The organism is Streptomyces sp. NBC_00158 (genome assembly GCF_045160885.1).
GTDB lineage: Bacteria > Actinomycetota > Actinomycetes > Streptomycetales > Streptomycetaceae > Streptomyces.
This window is the reverse complement of the sequence record NZ_CP108161.1, coordinates 5468658-5492772: the sequence shown is the minus strand read 5'-3', so window position 1 is coordinate 5492772 and position 24115 is coordinate 5468658. Positions and strand designations below refer to the sequence as shown.

The window sequence follows — 24115 nt, the reverse complement described above, 5'->3', positions numbered from 1 at the left end:
GCGGGGTCCCTGTTCAGTGGAGGAAGAAGGCGGTGGCGAGGCGGTTGAACTCGTCCGCGGCCTCGGTCTGCGCCCAGTGGCCGCAGCGGGGGAAGACGTGCAGGCGGGCGTCGGGGATGGCCTTGAGGGCGAGGAGGGCGCCGTCGACGGGGTTGACGCGGTCCTCGCGGCCCCAGGTCAGCAGGACGGGGCAGGTGATGCGGTGGGCGTCGCGCCAGAGCATGGTCGCCTCGGGCCACTTCGCGAACGAGGCGGCCATGCGGGCGTTGCCGAGCCGGGCCTCGGGGTCGGTGGCCCGGGCGTAGCGCTCCTCGACGAGGGCGTCGGTGACCACCGCCGGGTCGTGGGCGAGGGTGGTGAGGAACGTACGCATCTGCGCGCGGCTGGGCTCGGGGGCGGCGGCGAACTCGGTCAGGCGGCGGATGCCCTCGGTGGGGTCGGCGGAGAACAGGTTGAGGGAGATTCCGCCGGGGCCCATGAGCAGCAGCTTCGCGACCCGGCCGGGGTGGTCGAGGGCGATGCGGGCGGCGGTGCCGCCGCCGAGGGAGTTCCCGATGAAGTGGGCGCGTTCGATGCCGAGTTCGTCCATCAGGGCCACGGTGGCGCGGGCGCTGTGGGCGAAGTAGTGGCGGTCGGGTTCGGACTTGTCGGAGCGGCCGTAGCAGGGCTGGTCGACGAGCAGGGTGCGGAAGCGTCCGGCGAAGTGGGGCAGGTTTGCGCCGAAGTTGGACCAGCCGGAGGCTCCGGGGCCGCCGCCGTGCAGCATGATCAGGGCGGGGGCGTCCGGGGGGCCGGCCTCGTGGAGGTGGAGGGTGAGTCCGCCCGCCCGCACGAAGCGGGAGGTGTTCTCGTAGGTGGGGGTCGCCCGGTCGCCGCTCACAGCATGGTGTCCTGGACGTCGAGGCCGAGGGCGCCCTGCCCGAAGAGGACCAGGGCCCGTTCGGGGTCGTTGGCAGCGTGGCCGCGGCCGGTGTGGACGTCGCGCCAGGCCCGCTGGAGGGGGTTCGGTCCGGTGCGCATGGCGCTGCCGCCCGCGTTCTCCATGAGCAGGTCGACGGCGGCGACGCAGCGTTCGGTGGCGAGGACCTGGTCGCGGCGGGCGCGCGTGCGCAGTCGCACGGGCAGGGGCTCGCCGCGTTCGGCGAGGGCGTACAGCTCGTCGATGTTGCGCCGCAGCTGGAGCCAGGAGGCGTCGATGTCGCCGGCCGCTCGGGCGATGCGGACCTGGGCGAAGGGGTCCTCGGCGACCTGCTGGCCGTAGGAGACGCGGAAGCGTTCGCGGGTGGCGGCCACGTAGTCCTCGTAGGCGCCTTCGGCGATGCCGACGACGGGGGTGGAGATGGCGGTGGTGAACACGGCCGCGTAGGGCAGGCGGTAGACGGGTTCGGGGTTGGCGGCGTGGCCGGGGACCTGGAGGGCGGTGACCGGGCCGAAGCCGAGGGCGCGGTGCTCGGGGACGAAGACCTGGTCGAGGACGATGTCGTTGGAGCCGGAGCCGCGCAGGCCGACGGTGTCCCAGACCTCGTCGATCCGGTACTCGGAGCGGGGGACGAGGAAGGTCCGCATGTCGACGGGGCGGCCTTCGGCGTCGGTGACGAGGCCGCCGAGCAGGGCCCAGTCGGCGTGGTCGCAGCCGGAGGAGAAGTGCCAGCGGCCGCTGAGGGCGAAGCCGCCGGTGACGGGGACGACCCGGCCGGTGGGGGCGTACGAGGAGCAGATGCGGGTGTCCTGGTCCTCGCCCCAGACCTCCTGCTGGGCGCGGGGGTCGTAGAGGGCCACGTGCCAGGGGTGGACGCCGATGACGGAGGCGACCCATCCGGTGGAGCCGCAGGCCTTGGCCACTTCCTTGACGGCGGAGTAGAAGACGCCGGGGTGGGCGGCGCGGCCGCCGTGGGCGCGGGGCTGGAGGAGCCGGAAGAAGCCGGTGTCCGCCAGTTCCTTGACGCTCGCGTCGGGGACCTTGCGCTGGGCCTCCGCTTCGGCCGCGCGTTCGCGCAGGGCCGGGGCGAGGGCGCGGACTGCGTCGAGGACGTCTTCGTCGCTCATGGTGTCCCTTCTCTGTGTCGCCGGACGGTCGTCGGACGGGGCATCGGACGGGCCGGCGGCTTCGGGGTGCGGTGAACGTACGTCCGCGGCCTCGGGGCGTGGAACGCCGTGTTCCCGCTGAGCGGGAAGCCACTTCGAAGGCCTACAGGACTATCAGGAGTATTACTGAATGAAATACATGGCTCCCGGTGCTTCCCTGCGCGCCGGGGCCCGTGGCAGGGTCGCCCCAACGCCTCACGCAGGGGGTTTCCTCGTGCTCGACCAGGTCATGGACACCGGGGCGGCGGCGCTGTCGCCGCTGTCTCTGCTGGAGAAGGCCGCGAAGGTACTGGGTGCCTTCGAGGGCGCGCAGCCGCGGCTCTCGCTCACCGAGGTGGTGCGCCGCTCCGGGATCCCGCGCTCCTCCGCCCACCGGATCCTGGACCAGCTGGTGCGGCTGCGCTGGCTGGACCGCGACGGCCGGGACTACCGGATGGGCATGCGGATGCTGGAGCTGGGCGCCCTCGCCTCCCACCACAACCGGCTGCGCCGGGCGGCCCTGCCGCTGCTGCACGAGCTGCACGAGCGGACCGGCCGGCTGGTGCACCTCTCGGTCCTGGACGGGGCCGAGGTGGTCTGCCTGGAGCGGATCGGCGGCTCGGACGCCACCGCCGTGCCCTCCCGGGTCGGCGGGCGGATGCCGGCGCACGCCACGGCCGCCGGGAAGGCGGTGCTCGCGTTCAGCGATCCGGGCACCGTCGAGCACGTCCTCGCCCAGGGGCTGCGCCCCCGCACGGCCCGCACCCTGGTCCGGCCGCTCGCGCTGCGCGCCGAGCTGGCGGCGACCCGGGAGCGGGGGGTCGCGTACGACCGGGAGGAGAGCTTCCGGGGGGTCTCGTGCGTGGCCGCGCCGCTGCGGGGCTCCGGGCGGGCGATCGCCGCCGTCTCGGTCTCCTGCTGCCGGGGCGACCGCGAACTGACCCGGCTCGCGCCGGCCGTGCAGGCGTGCGCGCGGGCGGTGTGGCGGGAGCTCTACGGGCCCGGCCGCGCGGGCCGTTCTGCGTCCGCACCCCCCGCCGACCTGGAGCCGGCGGTGTCGGCGCGGGCGATGGACAACATGATGGGCTGGCTGCGGTTCAGCGAGTGGATGTAGCGGGTAGTCATATGGCAGCGCACCAGAAGGGCTCCGGCCCCGACCCCTCGCCAGGGGGCCGGACCCGGAGCCCTTCCGCCGTTCGGCCCCCGCCGGCACCGCCGCCCGCACTACTGGTCGTAGGTGATCCGGACCCGGTCGGTCAGCGGCAGCGCCTGGCAGGCCAGGACGTACCCGTCGGCCAGGTCACCGCCGTCCAGGACCTCGTTGCGGGCCATGCCCACCTCTCCCTCCAGCACCCGGCAGCAGCAGGCGGCGCAGGCCCCCTCCCGGCAGGAGTACGGGGCTTCGAGCCCGGCGGCGAGCAGCGCGTCGAGCAGCACCGTCCCCCGGTCCCAGGCGACGGTACGGGTCCGCCCGTCGAGCCCCACTTCGAGGGCGGCGGCCCCGCCCCCGGCGGGCGCGGGCCCGGCGGCGGGGGCTGCGAACACGTCGGAGCCCAGCGAGAAGTAGCGCTCGCGGTGGATCCGGCCCCCGGCCGCCCCGGCCGCGCGCAGGGCGGCCTCGGCGGCGTCCATCAGCGGGCCCGGCCCGCACAGCCACGCCCCGCGCCCGGCGTACGGGGCCAGCAGCCCCCCGAGCCGGTCCGCGTCCGGCAGCCCCTGGAGCTCCTCCAGCCAGTGCACGACGGTGAGCCGCCCGGGGTGCGCCCCGGCCAGTTCCCGCAGCTCGTCCCGGAAGACCACCGACCCGGGGTCCCGGTTGGCGTACACCAGGGCCACCCGTCCCCCGCCCGCCGCCAGGGCCGACTTGGCCAGGGAGAACACGGGGGTGATCCCGCTCCCGCCCGCCACGAGCAGCAGGTCGGCGTCCAGTCCGCCGGGTCCGGGCGTGAAGGCCCCGGCGGGCGGCAGCACCTCCAGTTCGTCGCCCGGGCCGACGCGGTCGCAGAGCCAGGTGGAGCCGGCGCCGCCGGGTACCCGCTTGACGGTGATGCGCATCGGCTCGCCGGTGTGCGGGGAGCTGGCCAGGGAGTAGCAGCGGGCCGCTCCGCCGGGTATCCGGACGGTGAGGAACTGGCCGGGGCGGTAGGGCAGTTCCGGGTCCAGGACGAGGGAGACGGCGTCCGGGGTCTCCTGGACGCGGGCCGTGACGCGGACCCGCAGGCTGCCCGGGGCTCCGCCCGGGGGCGCGGCCGCCACCGGGGCCCCGGGCGCGCGGGCCTGCGTGAGGGGTGCGGGGTCAGGCACCGGCGGGCACCTCCAGCCGGCCCTCGCGGACGGCGGCCTCGATGCCGGCGCGCAGTGCCGGGCAGGAGCGGACGCGGGCGCTGGGCCGGCCGTCGGCGGCCGCGGCGGCGATGCGCGGGCAGACGGCGGCGGCTTCGGCGGTCCACTGGACCTGGGTGTGGGCGGGGCTGAACTTCTCGCACAGCACCTCGTTGCCGCACTCCCCGCACACGACGGGGCGCATCAGCCGGCCTCGGCGCGGCGGGCGGCGAGGTTGGCCTCGACCTCGGCCTTCCAGGCGGCGGTGGCGCGGGTGGTGTCGATCTCGAACTCGAAGCGGCGGACCATCTCGTCCCGGACCTCGGAGGCGTCCACGTAGAACTGCTCGTACCAGCGGCGGAGCTGGTAGACGGGCCCGTCCTCCTCGGTGAGGAGGGGGTTGTCGATGCGGGTCTTGTTCCGCCAGACCTCCACGTCCTGTTCGAAGCCGACGGCGAGGCCCTCGGCGGTGAGGCGGGCGGCCCCGGCGGCCTGTTCGGCGCTCATGCCGGGGAGCCGCTTCACGATCGCCCCGTACATGAGCACGAAGCTGTTCTCGTCCACCGGGTAGTGGCAGTTGATCAGGACGGATTCCATCTCCAGGCCGTCGCCGACGTCGCTCCACAGCCGGTCGATCATGTAGGAGGGGCCGTAGTAGGAGGCGTCGGAGCGCAGGCCGCCGCCGGTGGAGAGGGTGCCGAGGTCCACGTCGCCGCGCGGGGTGGACTCCATGTACTGGGTGGCGACGTGTCCGTCGAAGACGTTCTTGAAGTAGTGCGGGAAGGCGTAGTGCACGTAGTAGAAGTGCGCCATGTCCACGACGTTGTCGACGATCTCGCGGCAGTTGGCGTCCTCGACGAGGAGGGAGTTCCAGCTCCAGTCGCTCCACTCCTCGCCGCCGAAGCCCTCGATTGCGGGGATGGTGACTCCGGCGGGCGGCGGGTTGCCCTCGGGGTCGTGCCAGACGTAGAGCTGGCCGTTGCGTTCCAGGGTGGTCCAGGCGCGGGTGCGGGCGCGGGGCGGGACGCGGCGGGCGTAGGGGACGGCGGCGCAGCGGCCGTCACCGGACCAGCGCCAGTCGTGGAAGGGGCAGGCGACGGTGTCGCCCTTGACGGTGCCGTGGGCGAGGTTGCCGCCCATGTGGGGGCAGTAGGCGTTCAGGACGTGCAGTGCGCCGTCGTCCTCGCCCTGGAATACGACCAGCCGGGTGCCGAAGGCCCGCACCTCGTGCGGGGCGCCGTCCCGGAAGCCGGCGGCGAGGCCGAGGCAGTGCCAGCCGCGGGCGAAGCGGGTGGGAACGGCGGCGGCCCGGATGACGCGGGGGCCCTCGTCGGGGTCGGCGGCGGACGCGGGGGTGGGGGTAGGGGTGGGGGTGGTCGAGGTCATGGGCTGGCGCCCTCCACTTCTTCGGGGTGAGCGGTCTCGGACGGGGGCACGGCTCGGCGCTCAGCGCTCGGCGGCGAGTTCGAGCGCGATGTCGATCAGCTGGTCCTCCTGGCCGCCGACCAGGCGGCGTTCGCCCGCGCGCAGCAGGATCTCGGCGCCGGGGACCCCGTAGCGGTCCGCCTGGCGCCAGGCGTGCTTGAGGAAGCTGGAGTAGACGCCGGCGTGGCCCATGAGCAGGGCCATCCGGTCGAGGCGGCACTCCTCGTCCATGACGGGGCGGACCACGTCCTCGGCCGCGTCGATGATCTTCAGGACGTCGATGCCGGTGCGGATGCCCATCCTCCGGCAGACGGCGGCGAACGCCTCGACGGGCGTGTTGCCGGCGCCCGCGCCGAGGCGGCGGGTGGAGCCGTCGATCTGGAGGGCTCCGGCGCGGACGGCGGCGACGGAGTTGCCGACGCCGAGGCCGAGGTTCTCGTGGCCGTGGAAGCCGACCTGGGCGTCGTCGCCGAGTTCGGCGACGAGGGCCGCGACGCGGTCGGTGACCTCGTCCATGACGAGCGCTCCGGCGGAGTCGACGACGTACACGCACTGGCAGCCGGCGTCGGCCATGATCCGGGCCTGGCGGGCGAGGGCCTCGGGGGTGGTGGAGTGGGCCATCATCAGGAAGCCGACGGTCTCCAGGCCCATCTCGCGGGCGAGGCCGAAGTGCTGGACGGAGATGTCGGCCTCGGTGCAGTGGGTGGCGATCCGGCAGATCCGCCCGCCGTTCGCGTGGGCGGCGCGGATGTCGTCCTTGACGCCCAGCCCGGGGAGCATCAGGAAGGCGATCTTCGCGTGGCGGGCGGTCTCGGCCGCCGCCTTGATCAGTTCCTGCTCGGGGGTCTTCGAGAAGCCGTAGGTGAAGGAGGAGCCGCCGAGTCCGTCGCCGTGCGCGACCTCGATGACGGGGACTCCCGCGTCGTCGAGGGCGGCGACGACGGCCCGTACGTCCTCGACCGTGAACCGGTGGCGCTTGGCGTGGGAGCCGTCGCGCAGGGAGGAGTCGGTGACGCGGACGTCCAGCGTGTCGGAGTACGTCTTCACGGGTTTCACCGGTTTCACGGGATTCACAGCTGGAGGCCCTTCGCGAACTCCTCGCCGACCTTCGTGGCGGCGGCGGTCATGATGTCGAGGTTCCCGGCGTAGGGCGGCAGGTAGTCGCCGGCGCCCTCCACCTCCAGGAAGACCGCGACCCGGGCGGTGCCCCCGTTCTGCGGGGAGGGGTCGTCGAATTGCGGCTCGGCGCGCAGCCGGTAGCCGGGTACGTACGAGGCGACGTCCTCGGCGACCGCCTTGACGGAGGCGGTGACGGCCTCGCGGTCGGCGTCGGCGGGGATGGCGCAGAAGACGGTGTCGCGCATGACGACGGGGGGCTCGGCGGGGTTGAGGATGATGATCGCCTTGCCGCGGGCGGCGCCGCCGATCTCCTCGATGCCTCGGGCGGTGGTGCGGGTGAACTCGTCGATGTTGGCGCGGGTTCCGGGGCCGGCCGAGACGGAGGCGACCGAGGCGACGATCTCGGCGTAGGCGACGGGCACCACGCGCGAGACGGCGTACACGATGGGGATGGTGGCCTGGCCGCCGCAGGTGATCATGTTGACGTTGGCGGCGTCGAGGTGGGCGGTGAGGTTGGCGGCCGGGACCACGGCGGGGCCGACGGCGGCGGGGGTGAGGTCGACGGCCTTGATGCCGAGTTCGGCGTAGCGGGGGGCGTTGGCCCGGTGCACGTGCGCGGAGGTGGCCTCGAAGACCAGGTCGGGCAGCTCGCGTCGGGCGAGGAGCCGGTCGACGCCCTCGTGGGAGGCCTCGATCCCGGCCCGGCGGGCGCGGGCGAGGCCCTCGCTGCCGGGGTCGACGCCGATCATCCAGCGGGGTTCGACGTACGGGGAGCGGAGCAGCTTGTGGAGCAGGTCGGTCCCGATGTTGCCGGAGCCGACGATGGCGGCGGTCGCTTTTCTCATGCGCACCTCAACAGAAGGAGAGGGAGACCGGGCCGAGCCCGGTGAAGGTGGCGGTGTAGGTCCGTCCGGCGTGGACGTCGACGGCGCGGGTGCAGGATCCGGGGAGGATCAGGTGGCCCGCGCGCAGGCGGACGCCGAAGCGGGCGACGGTGCGGGCCAGCCAGGCCACGGCGGTGGCGGGGTCGCCGAGCACGGCGTCGGAGCGGCCGGTGGCGAGGGTTTCGCCGTCGGCGTCGAGGCGGGCCCCGATGGCCTTCAGGTCCAGTTCGCGCGGGTCGCGGCCCTCGCCGATGGCGTAGCCGGCGGAGGAGGCGTTGTCGGCGATGGTGTCGGCGATGGTGATCCGCCAGTCCGCGATGCGGCTGTCGATGAGCTCCAGGGCGGGCACGACGCGTTCGGTGGCGGCCAGTACGTCGGCCTCGGTGCAGCCCTCCCCCGGCAGGTCGGCGCCGAGGAGGAAGCCGACCTCGACCTCGATGCGCGGCGCGCAGTACGCGGCGGCGCGGACGGGGGTGCCGGGGCGCAGCTCCATGGTGTCGAGGAGGTGGCCGTAGTCGGGTTCGGCGACGCCCATCATGGCCTGCATGACGGGCGACGAGAGGCCGACCTTGTGGCCGGTCACGGTGGCGCCGTCGGCGCAGCGGCGGCGGACGTTGAGGAGCTGGATCTCGTACGCGTCCTGCGTGCCGATCCCCTCGAACAGCTCGGCCAGCGGCCGTACGGGCGTCCGTGCCAGCTCCGCCGCGCGCAGCAGCCCGGCGGCCTCGCGCCTGAGCCGTTCGTTCGGCATGGGGGTCCTCCCGGCTGCGGTGGTGTGTGGTGCCGCAGACGGTAGGCGCGGGGCGGTGACGTGCGGGAGCCGGTGTTCCCGCTGAGCGGGAACACCGGCCGGGTGGCGTGCGCTAGCCCTTCTTCGGGCCGCCCGGGCAGACCTGCCAGGCTAGGTGGTAGAGGGTGCTGACGCTGGCGTCGGTGGAGTCCATGGCCATGAAGCTGGTGGTCTGGGGGCTGGAGGTGCCGGCGTTCACGCGGAGTTCGGTGTTGATGTTGAAGTTGCGCTTCTCGCCGCAGGGGGCCCAGACGAGGTCGGCGTACTCCGTCTTGTCGCTCGTCTGCCAGTTGTCGTTGAGGGGGCCGGTGAACTGGTGGGTCCGCTGGGACGTCTGCGGCATCCCCTGGAAGTAGTAGTTCGCCCTTTCCTGGCCGGTCGCACCGGGCTGGAGGAAGGCGAATCCGCGGTAGTCGGCCTGCACGATGGCGTAGGTGAAGCCGGAGGGCACGTGGACGCGGAGGTTGAGCTGGCAGTTCTTGCGGAAGGCGGTCGGCGGGGCGCCGGGGCCGACCTGGGCCATGTACTCGCTGTAGGTGACGGTGAAGGCGGTGTTGTCGGGGGCCACGGCGACCTGGGCGGTGCCTTCTCGGCAGCCGGAACCGTTGACGGTGGCGAGTTCGATCACGATCTTGTCGGGCGGGACGGTGATCGGGCCGCCGGCGACGGCGGGGGTGGACGCGGTGACCAGGGCGGCGGCCGCGGCGCCGATGAGCAGGGTGCGGGTCCTGGGACGAGACATCGTTGTCACTCCTGACCTTCGGGTAACTGCTTCAGGCGTCGGCGTCAGCTGGCGGGACATTCCTTCCACTCGAAGTGGTAGACGGTGCTGACGCTGCCGTCGGTGGAGTCCATGCTCATGAAGCTCAGCGCCTGGGGGCTGGAGGTGCCGCCGTAGACCCGCAGTTCGGTGTTGACGTTGAGGTTGCGCTCCTCGCCGCAGGGGGCCCAGACGAGGTCGGCGTACTCGGTCTGGTCGCCGGCCTGCCAGTTGTCGGTGAAGGGGCCGTTGAACTGGTGGGTGGTGCGGGCCGTCTGGGCGTTGCCCTGGAAGTAGTAGTTCGCGCGCTCCTGGCCGTAGGCCCCGCGCTGGAGGTGGGCGAAGCCGCGGTAGTCGGCGCGGGCGATGGCGTACGTGAACCCCTGGGGTACGTGGATCCGCAGGGCCAGCTGGCAGTTCTTGCGGAAGTCGGTGCCGCCGGAGCCGGCGCCGGTCTGGGCGAGATAGTTGCTGTAGGTGACGGTGAAGGCGGTGTTGTCGGAGGCGGCGGCGACGGTGGCGGTGCCCTGGGGGCAGCCGGAGCCGTTGACTCCGACGACGTCGACGGTGATGCGGCCGGGCGGCGGGACGGACGGGGGGTCGGCGGGGGCGTGCGCCTGTGCGGGTGCGGCGGCCACGGCCGACAGCACCGTGATGGCGGCGCCGACGGCGATTCTGCGGAGCGGCATGCGGGGTCCCCATTCGGATCGGGAATTGGGATTTCGGCGTGGACATGCCATCACGCTGCCGCTGGGGCGGGGAGGGCGTGATACGGCCAACGCCGTGCCGGGGGGCCGCCGGGGCCTCCTCCTGGCCGGAACCGGCGGAGCCGGCGCCTCCGCCACCCCGCCCATCAGGCGGGGCCCGCCGCCCCTGATCCACCCCGGGGCACACGATGTCCGGTTCCCCCGGGGGGCGCGCCGCTGCGCGGGGCTGTCCCCTACCCTCCCCCAGACTCCGTCCGGGGGGACCCCCACTTCCACCGTTCCCAGGGGCTCCGCCCCTGACCCCGTTGCGCTCAAACGCCGCGCGGGCTGGAAGTTGCCGCGCAGCGGCAAATCCAGCCCCGCCTGGGGGCACCTCCCAGCGGTAGCTGGGGGAGTTTGAGGCGCGGGGGTCCGGGGGCGGAGCCCCCGGGGAACGGGCGAAGGGCGGGTAGGGGACCCCGGCCCCGCGCAGCGGCCCACCACCCGCACCCGCCCCCCACCGGGCCCACCCCCGGCCGGGGAACCTACCGGGCCCCGTACACCGGCTGCGCCGGCTCCGCGTCGGCGAGGAGCTTCGTGACGGCGGCCCCCGCTCCGGACGGAGTCCAGCGGGCGCCGCGGTCCGCCGTGGGACCCGGCCGCCAGCCCTCCATCACCGTGATCCGGCCGCCCTCCACCTCGAACACCCGCCCGGTGACCCCGGCCGAGTCCCCGGACCCCAGCCACACCACCAGCGGCGACACGTTCTCCGGGGCCATCGCGTCGAAGTCCCCGCCCTCCGGCGCGGCCATGGACTCGGAGAAGGTCTGCTCCGTCATCCGGGTCCGCGCCGCCGGGGCGATGGCGTTGACCTGGACCCCGTACCGGTCCATCTCGGCCGCCGCCACCAGCGTCAGGCCGAGGATCCCCGCCTTGGCCGCGCTGTAGTTGCCCTGGCCGACGGAGCCCAGCAGGCCCGCCCCCGACGAGGTGTTGACCACCCGGGCGGCCCGCGGCCGCCCGGCCTTCGCCTCGGCCCGCCACCACGCGGCCGCCGCCCTCAGCGGCAGGAAGTGCCCCTTGAGGTGGACCCGCATCACCGCGTCCCAGTCGGCCTCCCCGAGGTTGACCAGCATCCTGTCCCGCAGGAACCCGGCGTTGTTGACCAGGGTGTCCAGGCCGCCGAAGGCGGAGACCGCGCAGTCCACCAGCGAGGCCGCGCCCTGCTCCGAGGCTATGTCCCCGCCGTGCGCCACGGCCTCGCCGCCCAGCGCCCTGATCTCCTCGACGACCAGCGACGCCGGACTGTCGGGCCCCGGGCGGCCGTCGAGGCCCACTCCGAGGTCGTTGACGACCACCCGCGCGCCCTCCGCCGCGAAGGCCAGGGCGTGGGCCCGGCCCAGTCCCCGCCCCGCGCCCGTCACGATCACCACGCGTCCGTCCGCAATGCCCATGTCCGCCTCAGCTCTCCTTGTTGACCGTTGCCGCGTCCAGGAACGCCGGCCGTTCCCCGCCCCCGTGCACCAGCAGGCTCGCGCCGCTCACGTAGGCCGCCCGGGCGGAGGCCAGGAACACCGCCGCCTCCCCCACGTCCGAGGGCTCGGCCAGCCGTCCCAGCGGCACGGTGGCTCCGACCGCCGCGACGCCCGCCTCGTCCCCGTAGTGCAGGTGCGCCAGCTCGGTCCGCACCATGCCCAGCACGAGCGAGTTGACGCGTACTTCGGGGGCCCATTCCACGGCCATCGAGCGGGCCAGGTTCTCCAGGCCCGCCTTGGCCGCGCCGTAGGCGGCCGTCCCCGGCGAGGGGCGGGTGCCGCTGACGCTGCCGACCATCACGACCGAGCCGCGGCTCTCGCGCAGCCACGGGTACGCGGCGAGCGAGGCCGTCATCGGGGCCACGAGGTTGAGTTCGACGACCCGCGCGTGCCGCTCGGCGCCGCCCTCCCCCAGCAGCCGGTACGGGGTTCCGCCGGCGTTGTTCACCAGGCAGTCGAGCCGCCCGTGGCGCTCGCCGACGGCGTCGAGGAACTCCCGTACGGCCGCCGGGTCGCGCAGGTCCACGGCGGTGAACGCGGCCCGCCGTCCGCCCGCCGACACCGGCTCCTCCGGCGGCCGCCGGGCGCAGACGACGACCTCCGCCCCGGCCGTGAGGAACGAGCGCGCGATCCCGGCGCCCACCCCGCGGGTTCCGCCGGTGACGACGACAACCCTCCCATTGAGCTCCATCGGCTGCTACCTTCCTCACCTAACAAATGTTTGGTGGAAAGGTAGCTGATCCGCTCATGGGTGTCTCCACCTCCGGCCCGGCCAAGGGCATCGCACTCGTCACAGCCGACTTCCCGCCCGTCAACGCCCTCCCCGTACAGGGCTGGTACGACCTCGCCGACGCGCTGCGCGCCGCCGGCCGGGACCCCGAGGTCCGCTGCGTGGTCCTGGCCGCCGAGGGCCGGGGCTTCAACGCCGGGGTCGACATCAAGGAGATGCAGCGCGACACCGGGCACGGCGCCCTCATCGGGGCCAACCGCGGCTGCTACGAGGCCTTCGCCGCCGTCTACGAGTGCGAGGTGCCGGTGGTCGCCGCCGTGAACGGCTTCTGCCTGGGCGGCGGCATCGGCCTGGTCGGCAACGCCGACGCGATCGTCGCGAGCGAGGACGCCGTCTTCGGGCTCCCCGAACTCGACCGGGGAGCCCTCGGGGCCGCCACCCACCTGGCCCGGCTCGTCCCGCAGCACCTGATGCGGGCCCTGTACTACACCTCGCGCACCGCCACCGCCGCCGAACTCCACGCGCACGGCTCCGTCTGGAAGGTGGTCCCGCCCGAACGGCTGCGGGACGCCGCCCTGGAGCTGGCGGCCGAGATCGCCAAGAAGGACGGCTACCTGATCCGCCTGGCCAAGGCGGCCATCAACGGCATCGACCCCGTGGACGTGCGCCGCAGCTACCGCTTCGAGCAGGGCTTCACCTTCGAGGCCAACCTCAGCGGGGTCGCCGACCGCGTCCGCGACACCTTCGGCAAAGGACGGACCGCATGACGGACAAGACGATGACCCCCGAAGAGGTGGTCGGGCAGCTGAGCAGCGGAATGACCATCGGCATCGGCGGCTGGGGCTCCCGGCGCAAGCCGATGGCCCTGGTGCGGGCACTGCTCCGCTCCGAGATCACCGATCTCACCGTGGTCGCGTACGGCGGCCCCGACGTCGGACTGCTGGCCGCCGCCGGACGGATCCGCAGACTCGTGGCCCCCTTCGCCACCCTCGACTCCATCGCCCTGGAGCCGAACTTCCGGGCCGCCCGCGAGAGCGGGGCCATCGCCCTCACCGAGTACGACGAGGCCATGTTCATGTGGGGGCTGCACGCCGCCGCGAACCGGCTCCCCTTCATGCCCGTCCGGGCCGGCATCGGCTCCGACGTCATGCGGGTCAACCCGGAACTGCGCACCGTCACCTCCCCGTACGCCGACGGCGAGGAGTTCGTCGCCGTCCCCGCCCTGCGCCTGGACGCGGCCCTGGTCCACCTCAACCGAGCCGACCGGCTCGGCAACGCCCGCTACCTGGGCCCGGACCCCTACTTCGACGACCTCTTCTGCGAGGCCGCCGACGCCGCCTACGTCTCCTGCGAACAGCTCGTGGAGACCGCCGAGCTGGCCAAGTCCGGCCCCCCGCAGTCCCTCCTGGTCAGCCGGCACTCCGTCACCGGGGTCGTGGAGACCCCGAACGGCGCGCACTTCACCTCCTGCGCGCCCGACTACGACCGCGACGAGGCCTTCCAGAAGCTGTACGCGTCCACCCCCTGGCCCGAGTTCGCCGCCCGCTTCCTGGCCGGCGGCGGCGAGCACGACTACCAGACCGCCGTCCGGACCTGGCACGAGGAGCAGAATTGACCGCCGCGACCGCCGCCACCCGACAGGAATACTGCGTGATCGCCTGCGCCGAGGCCTGGCGCGACAACGGCGAGGTCCTCGCCAGCCCGATGGGGCTGATCCCCTCCTTCGGGGCCCGGCTCGCCAAGCGCACCTTCTCCCCCGACCTGCTGCTCACCGACGGCGAGGCCATGCTGGTCGGCCTCGACGGCACGCCCGAGGGCTGGCTGCCGTACCGCCGCCACCTGACGATGGTCACCGGCGGCCGGCGGCACGTGATGATGGGCGCCAGCCAGATCGACCGGTACGGCAACCAGAACATCTCCTGCATCGGCGACTGGGAGCGGCCCTCCCGCCAGCTCCTCGGGGTGCGCGGCGCGCCCGTCAACACCCTGAACAACCCGGTGAGCTACTGGGTGCCCAAGCACTCCACCCGGGTGTTCGTGGAGCGCGTCGACATGGTCAGCGGCGTCGGGTACGACCGCGCGCGGGCGGCCGGGGTGACCCGCTTCCACCGGCTGCCGCGGGTGGTCAGCGACCTCGGGGTCTTCGACTTCACCGGCCCGGACCACTCGATGCGCCTGGCCTCCCTGCACCCGGGCGTCACCGTCGCGCAGGTCCGCGCGGCGACCGGGTTCGAGCTGGCGGTCGCGGACGCGGTCCCGTACACGCGGGAGCCGAGCGCCGAGGAGCTGCGGCTGATCCGCGAGGTGATCGACCCCCGGGGGCTGCGCGACCGGGAAGTCCGGGTCTGAGGCGCGGGGGCGCGGGAGCGAGGAGGCTGCGATGGAGACGGCATTCACCAAGCTGGTCGGGGTCCGCCACCCGATCGTGCAGACGGGCATGGGCTGGGTCGCCGGGCCGCGTCTGGTCTCGGCGGCGGCGAACGCGGGCGCGCTGGGCGTCCTGGCATCGGCGACGATGACCGTGGACCAGCTGCGGGCGGCGGTCCAGGAGGTCAGGTCCCGTACGGACGCGCCGTTCGGGGTGAACCTGCGGGCGGACGCCGGGGACGCGGCCGAGCGGGTGCGGCTGATCATCGACGAGGGCGTGCGGGTGGCCTCGTTCGCGCTCGCCCCCTCCCGGGAGCTGATCGCCCGGCTGAAGGACGCCGGGGTGGTGGTGATCCCCTCGGTCGGGGCGCGCCGGCACGCCGAGAAGGTCGCGGCCTGGGGCGCGGACGCGGTGGTCGTACAGGGCGGCGAGGGCGGCGGGCACACCGGTGACGTGGCGACGACGGTGCTGCTGCCGCAGGTGGTCGACGCGGTGGACATCCCGGTGATCGCGGCGGGCGGCTTCAGCGACGGCCGGGGCCTGGTCGCGGCCCTGGCGTTCGGGGCGGCGGGCATCGCGATGGGCACCCGCTTCCTGCTCACCTCCGATTCCACGGTCCCGGACGCGGTGAAGGCCGAGTACCTGAAGGCCACGGTCAAGGACGTCACCGTCACGACGGCCGTCGACGGGCTGCCGCACCGGATGCTGCGCAGCGAGCTGGTCACCGCACTGGAGCGGTCGGGCCGGGCCGGAGCGCTGGCGCGGGCGGTCCGGCACGCGGCCGGTTTCCGGAAGCTGTCGGGCCTGTCCTGGGCGCAGATGGTGCGCGACGGCCTGGCGATGAAACACGGCAAGGACCTGTCCTGGAGCCAGGTCCTGCTGGCGGCGAACACCCCGATGCTCCTGAAGGCGTCCATGGTCGAGGGCCGTACGGACCTCGGCGTCATGGCATCGGGCCAGGTCGCGGGGGTGATCGAGGATCTGCCGTCCTGTGCGGAACTCGTCTCCCGGGTCATGGCCGAAGCACGACAGGCAATGGAAGCACTGCACTCGCTCCACGCCCTGCCACCACCAGGGTGATCCCCCTTCTCCGTTACAGGAGTCGCAAAGATGAGCCGTGCCCGAATCCGCCTGGCGAGGGCGGCGGCCGCCGCCGCCCTCGCCGTCGGGACCCTGCCCGCCGCCTCCGCGTACGCGGCGCCGGCGGACGGCGCCGCCTCCGCCAGGCACCCGTACCACCGGCAGTACGCGCCGGAGACGATCCGGCAGATCCCCCTCCAGGGCGCCGTCAACCTCCGGGACCTCGGCGGCTACCGCACCTACACCGGCGGTCAGGTCCGCCAGGGGCTGGTGTACCGCTCCGACGCACTGAGCAAGCTGACCCCGGCGGACATCTCCACCGTCTCGGGTCTCGGCCTCACGAAGGTCGTGGACTTCCGCATTCCGATGGAGCTCCAGTACGACGGCGCCGACCGGCTGCCGTCCGGGCTCTCGGCCACCTCCCGCCCGATCAGCGACCTGGGCCTGTACGGCACCCTGGTCGGCGCCATCGCCACCGGCGACCCCGTGAAGCAGGAGCAGATGCTCGGCGGCGGGCGCGCCGAGGCGTACATGCGGGACATCTACCGCACCTTCGTGACCAGCCCCGAGAACCGGGCGCAGCTGGCGGCGACGCTGCGGGAGATCGCGGACGGGAACCAGGGCCCGCTGCTGTACCACTGCACGTCCGGCAAGGACCGTACGGGCTGGCTGAGCTACGTCCTGCTGCGTTCGCTGGCCGTGCCCGAGGAGACGGCCGAGCGGGACTACCTGGCCTCGAACACGTTCCGGGCGGCGTACGACGCCCAGGTGCGGGCGGGTCTGAAGCAGTCGGGGCGGATGCAGAACCCGGACCTGCTGATCCCGCTCCAGGAGGTCCGCCAGGACTACCTGGACGCGGCGACGGCGCAGCTGGAGGCCGACTACGGGAGCTTCTACGGCTACCTCACGGACGGTCTGGGCCTGGACCTGCGGACGCTGATGAAGCTGCAGAACAAGCTGGTCCGCTAGCCGGCCCGGCCGCTAGGACCGGGGGCCCCGGGAACGCCGGACGCCGGGCCGCGCGTACTGCGTGCGGCCCGGCGTCCGGGTGTGTCCTGCGGGTGCTGCGGGTGCCGCGGGGTCAGACCGCCCGGCGGCGGCCCTGGCCGCCCGTGCCGACGCGGCTGCGCGCGGAGGCCGCGGCGGCACCGCCGCCGGAGCCCGAGCCGCCAGAGCGCCGGCCCTGGGCACCGCCCGCGCCCTGGGCACCGCCCTGGCCGCGGCGGGCCTGGCCCGCGCCGGCGGCGGGGGCCTGCCCGGAGGCCGAGCCGCCGGTGCGCCGTCCGCGACCGCCGGCCGCGGGGGCCGAGCCGGTCCCGGAGCCGCCGCGGGAGCCGCCCGAGCGGCGTCGCGAGGAACCGGAGCCGGAGCCCGAGCCGGTGCGCGGCTTGGGCTGCGGGGCCTGCGGGACCTCCAGCACGACGGGGACGCCGGAGGGTTCGCGGGCGCCGGTGAGGCGGGACAGCTCCTCGTCGGAGGACTTGACCTGCGCCGTGCGCGGGGTGATCCCGGCGTCCGACATCAGGCGGGACATGTCGCGCTTCTGGTCGGGCAGGACCAGGGTGACCACGCTGCCGGACTCGCCGGCGCGGGCGGTGCGGCCGCCGCGGTGCAGGTAGTCCTTGTGGTCGGTGGGCGGGTCCACGTTGACGACGAGGTCGAGGTCGTCGATGTGGATGCCGCGGGCGGCCACGTTGGTGGCGATCAGCGCGGTGACCTCGCCGGTCTTGAACCAGTCGAGGGTGCGGTTGCGCTGCGGCTGGGAGCGGCCGCCGTGCAGGCCGGAGGCGCGGACGCCGTCGGCGAGCAGCCGCTTGACCATGCGGTCGACGCCCCGCTTGGTGTCCACGAACATGATGACCCGACCGTCGCGGGCGGCTATGCGGGTCGCCACGGCCTTCTTGTCGGTCTCGTCCATGACGTACAGGACGTGGTGCTCCATGGTGCTGACCGCGCCGGCGGACGGGTCGACCGAGAAGGCGACCGGGTCGTTCAGGAACATCTTGACGAGCTTGTCGATGTTCTTGTCGAGGGTCGCCGAGAACAGCATGGTCTGGCCGCCGGGCTCGACCTGGTTCAGCAGGGCGGTGACCTGCGGCATGAAGCCCATGTCGGTCATCTGGTCGGCCTCGTCGAGGACGGTGATCGAGACCTGCGAGAGGTCCGCGTCGCCGCGGTCGATGAGGTCCTTGAGGCGGCCGGGGGTGGCGACGAGCAGCTCGGCGCCGCGGCGCAGCGCGCCCGCCTGCCGGTTGATCGACATGCCGCCGACGACGGTCGCGATGCGCAGGTTGACGGCCGTGGCGTAGGGCGCCAGGGAGTCGGTGACCTGCTGGGCCAGCTCGCGGGTCGGTACGAGGACCATCGCGAGCGGCGCCTTGGGCTGGGCGCGGCGGCCGGCGGTGCGGGAGAGCACGGCCAGGCCGAAGGCGAGGGTCTTGCCGGAGCCGGTGCGGCCGCGGCCGAGCAGGTCGCGGCCTGCGAGCGAGTTCGGCAGGGTGGCGGCCTGGATGGGGAACGGCTCGGTGACGCCCTGGGCGGCGAGGGTCTTCAGCAGCGCCTCGGGCATGTCCATGTCCTCGAACGCGGGGACCGGCGGGAGGGCCGGGACCTGCGGCTCGGGCATGGTGAATTCCTGGGGCCGGGGAGCGGGGGCGGACTTCTGCCGTCCCGCGCCAGCCTTCGGACGTCCCTGGGCCGCACCTCGACCCCGGGTGGGGCGGCGGCTGGGGCGTGCGGAGCTGGAGCTGGTCATGCGAGAAAGCCCTCCTGAAACCGGCAGGTAAAACAAAGGTCGAAACAGCAGACAAGCCGGGGCCCGCACCTCGCGGTGCGGACCCCGGCATGCTGAAGAACTTAGGCGGGGAGGATGTTCTCCGCCTGGGGGCCCTTCTGGCCCTGGGTGACGTCGAACGTGACGCGCTGACCCTCGGTGAGCTCACGGAAGCCCTGGGTGGCGATGTTCGAGTAGTGGGCGAAGACGTCCGGGCCGCCACCGTCCTGCTCGATGAAGCCGAAGCCCTTTTCCGAGTTGAACCACTTCACGGTACCGTTAGCCATTTGAATCTCCTGAATAGGCGGCAAGGGCCCCATCCGGAGATTCCGGGAAAAACAATAAAAGCGCCTGCGGAGCAATCCCGTCAGGCGCACATAAAGTTCATGGGTACCACAACTGCAACGCCCCTAAGCTAGCACACCCCGGCCCGGCGGCGCTGCGACCCACTTCACTCGGCCCCAACCCCGCCGGACGGACCCGGCGTCCTGCGCCGGCCTCCGGCCGACGAGGACCCGGTTCCCGCCGCGCCTACAGCCGCTCGATGATCGTCACGTTGGCCTGCCCGCCGCCCTCGCACATGGTCTGGAGGCCGTAGCGGCCGCCGGTGCGTTCCAGCTCGTGGAGCAGGGTGGTCATCAGCTTCACGCCCGTGGCGCCCAGCGGGTGGCCCAGGGCGATGGCGCCGCCGTTGACGTTGACCCGGTCCGGGTCGGCGCCCGTCTCCTTCAGCCAGGCCAGGACCACCGGCGCGAAGGCCTCGTTGATCTCGACGAGGTCGATCTCGTCCAGGGTCAGCCCGGTCTTCTTCAGGGCGTGCGCGGTCGCCGGGATCGGGGCGGACAGCATGCGGATGGGGTCCTCGCCGCGCACCGACAGGTGGTGGATGCGGGCCCGGGGGGTCAGGCCGTGCTCGGCGACCGCCCGCTCGGAGGCGATCAGCATGGCCGCCGCGCCGTCGGAGACCTGGGAGGAGACGGCCGCCGTGATGGTGCCGCCCTCGACGACCGGCTTCAGGCCGGCCATCTTCTCCAGGGTCGTGTCCCGGCGCGGGCCCTCGTCCACCGTCACGTCCCCGTGGGCGACGGTCTCCCGCGCGAAGCGGCCCTCGTCGATGGCGCGCACCGCCCGCAGGTGGGAGCGCAGGGCGAACTCCTCCATGTCCCGCCGCGAGATGCCCCACTTCTCGGCGATCAGCTGCGCCCCGTGGAACTGGTTGACGGGTGCGTCCCCGTACCGGGCCCGCCAGCCGCGCGATCCCGCGTAGGGGCCCTCGGTGAGCCCCAGCGGCTCGGCGGCCTGCCGGGAGGCGAAGGCGATGGGGATCATCGACATGTTCTGGGTGCCGCCCGCGACCACCAGGTCCTGGGTCCCGGACAGGACGCCCTGCGCCGCGAAGTGCACGGCCTGCTGCGAGGAGCCGCACTGCCGGTCGACGGTGACGCCGGGGACCTCCTCGGGCAGGCCGGCGGCCAGCCACCCCGTCCGGGCGATGTCGCCCGCCTGCGGCCCGACGGTGTCCAGACAGCCGAACACCACGTCCTCCACCGCGGCCGGGTCCACCCCGGACCGCTCGACCAGCGCCTTCAGGACGTGCGCGCCCAGGTCGGCGGGGTGGACGGCGGACAGGCCGCCGCCGCGCCGCCCCACGGGGGTGCGTACGGCGTCGACTATGTAGGCCTCGGGCATGACGGGCTCCTCAACGGGGTCAGGGGCGTACGGCGATCCCGTCCAGCACCATCGACAGGTACTGGCGGGCGATCTCCTCGGGGCTGTGCTGGCCGCCCGGCCGGTACCAGGACGCCGCGACCCACACCGTGTCGCGGACGAAGCGGTAGGTGAGGCGGATGTCGAGGTCGGCGCGGAAGACCCGGGCGGCGACGCCCCGCTCCAGCGTCCCCAGCCAGGCCTTCTCGAACTTGACCTGCGAGTCGGAGAGGTAGTGGAAGCGGGGCTGCGCGGAGAGGGTGCGGGCCTCCTTCTGGTAGATGGCGACGGCGGCGCGGTGCCGGTCGATCTCCCGGAAGGACTCGGTGACGAGGGCCTCGATGGTCTCCCTGGGGCCGAGGCCGGCGGCGAGGACGGTGTCGTACCCCGCCCACAGCTCGTTCAGGAAGGCCGAGAGGATCTCGTCGAGCATCGATTCCTTGGAATCGAAGTGGTAGTAGAGGCTGCCGGCGAGCATCCCGGCGGCGTCGGCGATCTTGCGGACGGTGGTGGCGTTGTAGCCCTGGGCGGCGAAGACCTCGGCGGCGGTGTCGAGGAGTTCCCGGCGGCGCTCCGGCGAGGCGGTCACCTGTGTCTTCTTCGGCTTGTTCGTTGGCACGCGCCCATTCTCTAGGCGCGCTGGCTGCTGACCGACACCGTCTCGCCCGTCATGTACGACGAGTAGCCGCTGGCCAGGAAGACGATGACGTTGGCGATCTCCCAGGGTTCGGCGTACCGGCCGAAGGCCTCGCGGGCCGTCAGTTCGTCCAGCAGCTCCGCGCTGGTGACCTTCACCAGGTGCGGGTGCATGGCCAGGCTGGGGGCGACCGCGTTGACGCGTACGCCGAACCCGGCGGCCTCCAGGGCGGCGCAGCGGGTCAGGGCCATCACCCCGGCCTTGGCGGCGGCGTAGTGGGCCTGGCCGGTCTGGGCGCGCCAGCCGACGACGGAGGCGTTGTTGACGAGGACCCCGCCGCGTCCGGAGGCCTTCAGGGAGCGCAGTGCGGCGCGGGTGCAGCGGAAGGTGCCGTTCAGGGTGACGTCGAGGACCCGGCCCCACTGTTCGTCGGTCATGTCGACGAGGTCGGCGGTGCCGCCGAGCCCGGCGTTGTTGACGACGACGTCGAGGCCGCCGTGGAGTTCCCCGGCGTGCGCGAACAGTGCCTGGACCTGTTCCTCGGCGGTGACGTCGCAGGGCAGCGAGGCGATGCGGCCGGGCCCGAACTCGGCGGCGAGGGCCTCCTCGGTCTCCTTCAGCCGCCGGGCGTGGGCGTCGCTGATCAGGACGGTGGCGCCCTCCTCCAGGAAGCGGCGGGCGGTGGCGCCGCCGATGCCGGCTCCGGCGGCGGCGGTGACGACGGCGGTGCGGTCCTTGAGCAGCCCGTGGGCCGGGACGTACGCGGGGGCGGTCATGCCCGTACCTCCTTGGGAAGGCCGAGGATCCGCTCGGCGACGATGTTGCGCTGGATCTCGTCGGAGCCCGCGTAGAGGGTGTCCGCGCGGGAGAAGAGGAAGAGCCTTTGCCAGTCGTCGGGTTCGTACGGGTCCCCGTGCACGCCGGCCGCGGTGAGGGAGGCGGCGCCGCACACGTCCATGGCGAGTTCGCCGAGGTCGCGGTGCCAGCGGGCCCAGTACAGCTTGGCCGTGGAGGGGGCGGTGCCGGGGCGCAGGGCGGCCGCGCGCATGGCCTGGAGGCCTGTCCAGGCGCGGGTGAGGCGGTCGGCGATCAGCGGGTCGGCGAGGGCGCCGTTGGCGCGGGCGAGGGCGGCGAGGGCTTCGAGTTCGCGGCGGAAGCCGACCTGCTGGCCGAGGGTGGAGACGCCGCGTTCGTAGCCGAGGGTGGCCATGGCGACGGCCCAGCCGTCGCCGGGGGCGCCGACGACGTGGGCGGCGTCGGTGCGGGCGCCGTCGAAGAAGACCTCGTTGAACTCGGAGGTGCCGGTGAGCTGGGTGATGGGCCGGACCTGCACGCCGGGCTGGTCCATGGGGACGAGGAGGTAGGACAGGCCCGCGTGGCGGCGCGAGCCCGGGGTGGTGCGGGCGAGGACGAAGCACCACTGGGCCTCGTGGGCGAGGGAGGTCCAGGTCTTCTGGCCGTCGACCGTCCACCGCCCGTCGCGGAGGGCGGCGCGGGTGCGGACGCCGGCGAGGTCGGAGCCGGCGTCGGGCTCGCTGTAGCCCTGGCACCACAGTTCCTCCACGGCCCTGACCGGCGGCAGGAAGCGGCGTTTCTGTTCGTCGGTGCCGTGGGCGATGAGGGTGGGGCCGAGGAGCTGTTCGCCGATGTGGTTGACGCGGGCGGGGGCGTCGGCGAGGGCGTACTCCTCGTGGAAGGCGATCTGCTGGGCGGTGCTCGCGCCGCGGCCGCCGTACTCGACGGGCCAGCCGACGCAGGTCCAGCCGTGTTCCGCCATGTGCCGTTCCCAGGCGAGGCGGCCGGCGAAGGCCTCGTGTTCCCGGCCCGGTCCGCCGCGTCCCCTGAGGTCCGCGAACCCGCCGGTGAGGTGGGCGCGGAGCCAGCCGCGGAACTCGGCGCGGAACTCCTCGACGCTCTCGACGCTGCTCATGGCCGTACGTTAACCTACCAAACACTTGTTAGGGAAGGATGTGCCGATGCCCGCCGCCGACGCCTTTGCCGAAGACTCCCCCTCAGACTCCCCCGCTCCCTCCGACCCGCCCGTGCTGTACGCGGTGCGCGGCCCCGTCGCGTACGTGACCATGAACCGCCCCCGCTACCGCAACGCCCAGAACAGCGCGATGACCTACGCCCTGGACGACGCCTTCTACCGGGCCGCCGGCGACCCCGCCGTGAAGGTGGTCGTCCTCGCCGGGGCGGGCGAGCACTTCTCCGCCGGCCACGACATCGGCACCCCCGGACGCGACGCCCACCTGCCCTTCGAGCGGCGCGCCGGACTGTGGTGGGACCACACGGAGCGGCCCGGCGCCGAGTCCCGCTTCGCCCGGGAGTCCGAGGTGTACCTGGGGATGTGCCGGCGCTGGCGGGAGCTGCCCAAACCGGTGATCGCCTCCGTCCAGGGGGCCTGCGTCGCGGGCGGGCTGATGCTGGCGTGGGTGTGCGACCTGATCGTGGCGGGCGAGGACGCCTTCTTCGCGGACCCGGTGGTGCGGATGGGCATCCCCGGCGTCGAGTACTTCGCGCACCCGTGGGCCATGCCCCCGCGCATCGCCCGGGAGTTCCTCTACACCGGCGACCGGATGCCGGCCCGCCGGGCGTACGAGGTCGGCATGGTCAACCGGGTCGTGCCGCGGGCGGACCTCGCGAAGGAGACGGACCGGCTGGCGCGGCGGATCGCCGAGATGCCCGGCTTCGGCCTGGCCCTGACCAAGCGGGCCCTCAACCAGGCCGAGGACCTCCAGGGCCTGCACACCGGCATGGACTCCGTCTTCGGACTGCACCACCTGGCACACGCCCACAACGCCGAAACGGCGGCGGATTCCCTCGGCGGCATGAACGTGGCCGCCATGAAGGAGGCGAGCACCCCTTGAAACCTCCCCTCCCTGGAGGGAGGGGATTCCTGGCTCACTTCGCCTGGCACCCAGCAGGTGGCAGGTCTTACAAGATCGGCACCAGCCGGGTTGAGACCAGCCCGGACGAGCATCACGCGGGCGGAGTCCTTGTCCCCGGGGGACACGGCTCCGCACACGGTGCACGTATACGTTCTCTCGGAAAGAGGTAGTGCGTGCTTGGCTCTCGCTCCGCACTGCGCACAGTCCATGGTGATCTTCTGCCCGGTGGTCTTGTTCAGGCCGTGGACCTTGCGGGACATCGCCACGCACTCGTTCCACACCCACCGGCACCGCGCCCACTCGGCATGCAGCCGGGCCAGCGCCGTGGACGACACACGCAGCCG

General features: G+C 73.4%; 24 protein-coding genes and 2 pseudogenes. 7 read left to right on the top strand and 19 right to left on the bottom strand.

Features of this window, described 5'->3' with window-relative positions; all coding sequences use genetic code 11:
* Positions 1 to 13 precede the first annotated feature (13 nt).
* Together hsaD and hsaA are read right to left on the bottom strand one after the other, a co-directional pair.
* Positions 14 to 880 (bottom strand): 4,5:9,10-diseco-3-hydroxy-5,9,17-trioxoandrosta-1(10),2-diene-4-oate hydrolase, encoded by an 867-nt coding sequence (gene hsaD, locus OG553_RS25285; protein WP_405981176.1) that lies wholly within the window; start codon positions 878 to 880, stop codon positions 14 to 16.
* Positions 877 to 2046 carry a 3-hydroxy-9,10-secoandrosta-1,3,5(10)-triene-9,17-dione monooxygenase oxygenase subunit gene (gene hsaA / locus OG553_RS25280; protein WP_405981175.1) on the bottom strand — a complete coding sequence of 390 codons (1170 nt, stop codon included), beginning with the start codon at positions 2044 to 2046 and terminating at the stop codon, positions 877 to 879. The genes hsaD and hsaA overlap by 4 nt, the downstream gene beginning before the upstream one ends.
* Positions 2047 to 2299: 253 nt before the next feature.
* On the opposite strand from hsaA, the gene OG553_RS25275 reads away from it, so the two are divergent.
* The gene (locus tag OG553_RS25275; RefSeq protein WP_405981174.1) at positions 2300 to 3178 is read left to right on the top strand and encodes an IclR family transcriptional regulator; all 879 of its coding nucleotides are present in this window, start codon (positions 2300 to 2302) and stop codon (positions 3176 to 3178) included.
* A gap of 110 nt (positions 3179 to 3288) precedes the next feature.
* Here OG553_RS25275 and OG553_RS25270 read toward each other — a convergent pair whose 3' ends face one another.
* The 10 genes from OG553_RS25270 to OG553_RS25225 form a co-directional block, all read right to left on the bottom strand.
* Positions 3289 to 4368, bottom strand: a complete 1080-nt coding sequence (locus OG553_RS25270; protein ID WP_405981173.1) for a 2Fe-2S iron-sulfur cluster-binding protein — start codon at positions 4366 to 4368, stop codon at positions 3289 to 3291.
* Complete coding sequence (locus OG553_RS25265; RefSeq protein ID WP_405981172.1) at positions 4361 to 4591, bottom strand: hypothetical protein; 231 nt, start codon at positions 4589 to 4591, stop codon at positions 4361 to 4363. Before OG553_RS25265 ends, OG553_RS25270 begins: the two co-directional genes overlap by 8 nt.
* Positions 4591 to 5772: a Rieske 2Fe-2S domain-containing protein gene (locus OG553_RS25260; protein WP_405981171.1), complete on the bottom strand. Its 1182-nt coding sequence runs from the start codon at positions 5770 to 5772 to the stop codon at positions 4591 to 4593. Before OG553_RS25260 ends, OG553_RS25265 begins: the two co-directional genes overlap by 1 nt.
* 60 nt (positions 5773 to 5832) lie before the next feature.
* Positions 5833 to 6858 carry a 4-hydroxy-2-oxovalerate aldolase gene (dmpG, locus tag OG553_RS25255; protein ID WP_405981170.1) on the bottom strand — a complete coding sequence of 342 codons (1026 nt, stop codon included), beginning with the start codon at positions 6856 to 6858 and terminating at the stop codon, positions 5833 to 5835.
* A 23-nt stretch (positions 6859 to 6881) separates the two neighbouring features.
* Positions 6882 to 7775: an acetaldehyde dehydrogenase (acetylating) gene (locus tag OG553_RS25250; protein WP_405981169.1), complete on the bottom strand. Its 894-nt coding sequence runs from the start codon at positions 7773 to 7775 to the stop codon at positions 6882 to 6884.
* Positions 7776 to 7782: 7 nt separating this feature from the next.
* Positions 7783 to 8565: a 2-keto-4-pentenoate hydratase gene (locus OG553_RS25245; RefSeq protein WP_405981168.1), complete on the bottom strand. Its 783-nt coding sequence runs from the start codon at positions 8563 to 8565 to the stop codon at positions 7783 to 7785.
* A gap of 112 nt (positions 8566 to 8677) precedes the next feature.
* On the bottom strand, positions 8678 to 9346 hold the full coding sequence (locus OG553_RS25240; RefSeq protein WP_405981167.1) for a DUF4360 domain-containing protein: 669 nt from the start codon (positions 9344 to 9346) through the stop codon (positions 8678 to 8680).
* Between the two features lie 44 nt (positions 9347 to 9390).
* Positions 9391 to 10053: a DUF4360 domain-containing protein gene (locus OG553_RS25235; RefSeq protein ID WP_405981166.1), complete on the bottom strand. Its 663-nt coding sequence runs from the start codon at positions 10051 to 10053 to the stop codon at positions 9391 to 9393.
* Between the two features lie 542 nt (positions 10054 to 10595).
* Positions 10596 to 11504 carry an SDR family oxidoreductase gene (locus OG553_RS25230; RefSeq protein ID WP_405981165.1) on the bottom strand — a complete coding sequence of 303 codons (909 nt, stop codon included), beginning with the start codon at positions 11502 to 11504 and terminating at the stop codon, positions 10596 to 10598.
* A gap of 7 nt (positions 11505 to 11511) precedes the next feature.
* A complete protein-coding gene (locus OG553_RS25225) occupies positions 11512 to 12276 on the bottom strand; it encodes an SDR family oxidoreductase (protein WP_405981164.1) in 765 nt (254 codons plus the stop codon).
* A gap of 56 nt (positions 12277 to 12332) precedes the next feature.
* Here OG553_RS25225 and OG553_RS25220 point away from each other — a divergent pair, with 56 nt between their 5' ends.
* The 5 genes and pseudogenes from OG553_RS25220 (at position 12333) to OG553_RS25200 (ending at position 16732) form a co-directional block, all read left to right on the top strand.
* Positions 12333 to 13082: an enoyl-CoA hydratase family protein gene (locus OG553_RS25220; protein WP_405981163.1), complete on the top strand. Its 750-nt coding sequence runs from the start codon at positions 12333 to 12335 to the stop codon at positions 13080 to 13082.
* Positions 13079 to 13930 carry a CoA transferase subunit A gene (locus tag OG553_RS25215; RefSeq protein WP_405981162.1) on the top strand — a complete coding sequence of 284 codons (852 nt, stop codon included), beginning with the start codon at positions 13079 to 13081 and terminating at the stop codon, positions 13928 to 13930. The genes OG553_RS25220 and OG553_RS25215 overlap by 4 nt, the downstream gene beginning before the upstream one ends.
* Complete coding sequence (locus OG553_RS25210; RefSeq protein WP_405981161.1) at positions 13927 to 14664, top strand: CoA-transferase subunit beta; 738 nt, start codon at positions 13927 to 13929, stop codon at positions 14662 to 14664. Before OG553_RS25215 ends, OG553_RS25210 begins: the two co-directional genes overlap by 4 nt.
* Positions 14665 to 14686: 22 nt before the next feature.
* Positions 14687 to 15763: pseudogene (locus OG553_RS25205) on the top strand (NAD(P)H-dependent flavin oxidoreductase); the annotation flags it as partial.
* 30 nt (positions 15764 to 15793) lie between these two features.
* Positions 15794 to 16732: a tyrosine-protein phosphatase gene (locus tag OG553_RS25200; RefSeq protein WP_405981160.1), complete on the top strand. Its 939-nt coding sequence runs from the start codon at positions 15794 to 15796 to the stop codon at positions 16730 to 16732.
* 112 nt (positions 16733 to 16844) lie between these two features.
* On the opposite strand, the gene OG553_RS25195 is transcribed toward OG553_RS25200, so the two are convergent.
* From OG553_RS25195 to OG553_RS25170, 6 genes are all read right to left on the bottom strand, one after another.
* Positions 16845 to 18518, bottom strand: coding sequence for a DEAD/DEAH box helicase (locus tag OG553_RS25195; RefSeq protein ID WP_405981159.1), 1674 nt, complete (start codon positions 18516 to 18518; stop codon positions 16845 to 16847).
* Between the two features lie 101 nt (positions 18519 to 18619).
* Positions 18620 to 18823, bottom strand: a complete 204-nt coding sequence (locus OG553_RS25190) for a cold-shock protein (protein ID WP_007263537.1) — start codon at positions 18821 to 18823, stop codon at positions 18620 to 18622.
* 244 nt (positions 18824 to 19067) lie between these two features.
* Entirely contained in the window at positions 19068 to 20225 is a 1158-nt protein-coding gene (locus tag OG553_RS25185) for an acetyl-CoA C-acetyltransferase (protein ID WP_405981158.1), read from the bottom strand.
* Between the two features lie 19 nt (positions 20226 to 20244).
* Complete coding sequence (locus OG553_RS25180; protein WP_405981157.1) at positions 20245 to 20862, bottom strand: TetR/AcrR family transcriptional regulator; 618 nt, start codon at positions 20860 to 20862, stop codon at positions 20245 to 20247.
* An 11-nt stretch (positions 20863 to 20873) separates the two neighbouring features.
* The gene (locus tag OG553_RS25175) at positions 20874 to 21656 is read right to left on the bottom strand and encodes an SDR family oxidoreductase (RefSeq protein ID WP_405981156.1); all 783 of its coding nucleotides are present in this window, start codon (positions 21654 to 21656) and stop codon (positions 20874 to 20876) included.
* Positions 21653 to 22810: an acyl-CoA dehydrogenase family protein gene (locus tag OG553_RS25170; RefSeq protein ID WP_405981155.1), complete on the bottom strand. Its 1158-nt coding sequence runs from the start codon at positions 22808 to 22810 to the stop codon at positions 21653 to 21655. Before OG553_RS25170 ends, OG553_RS25175 begins: the two co-directional genes overlap by 4 nt.
* Positions 22811 to 22856: 46 nt before the next feature.
* On the opposite strand from OG553_RS25170, the gene OG553_RS25165 reads away from it, so the two are divergent.
* Positions 22857 to 23750, top strand: coding sequence for an enoyl-CoA hydratase (locus OG553_RS25165; protein ID WP_405981154.1), 894 nt, complete (start codon positions 22857 to 22859; stop codon positions 23748 to 23750).
* Positions 23751 to 23803: 53 nt separating this feature from the next.
* Here OG553_RS25165 and OG553_RS25160 read toward each other — a convergent pair.
* Positions 23804 to 23983: pseudogene (locus OG553_RS25160) on the bottom strand (RNA-guided endonuclease TnpB family protein); the annotation flags it as partial.
* Between the last annotated feature and the right edge of the window lie 132 nt (positions 23984 to 24115).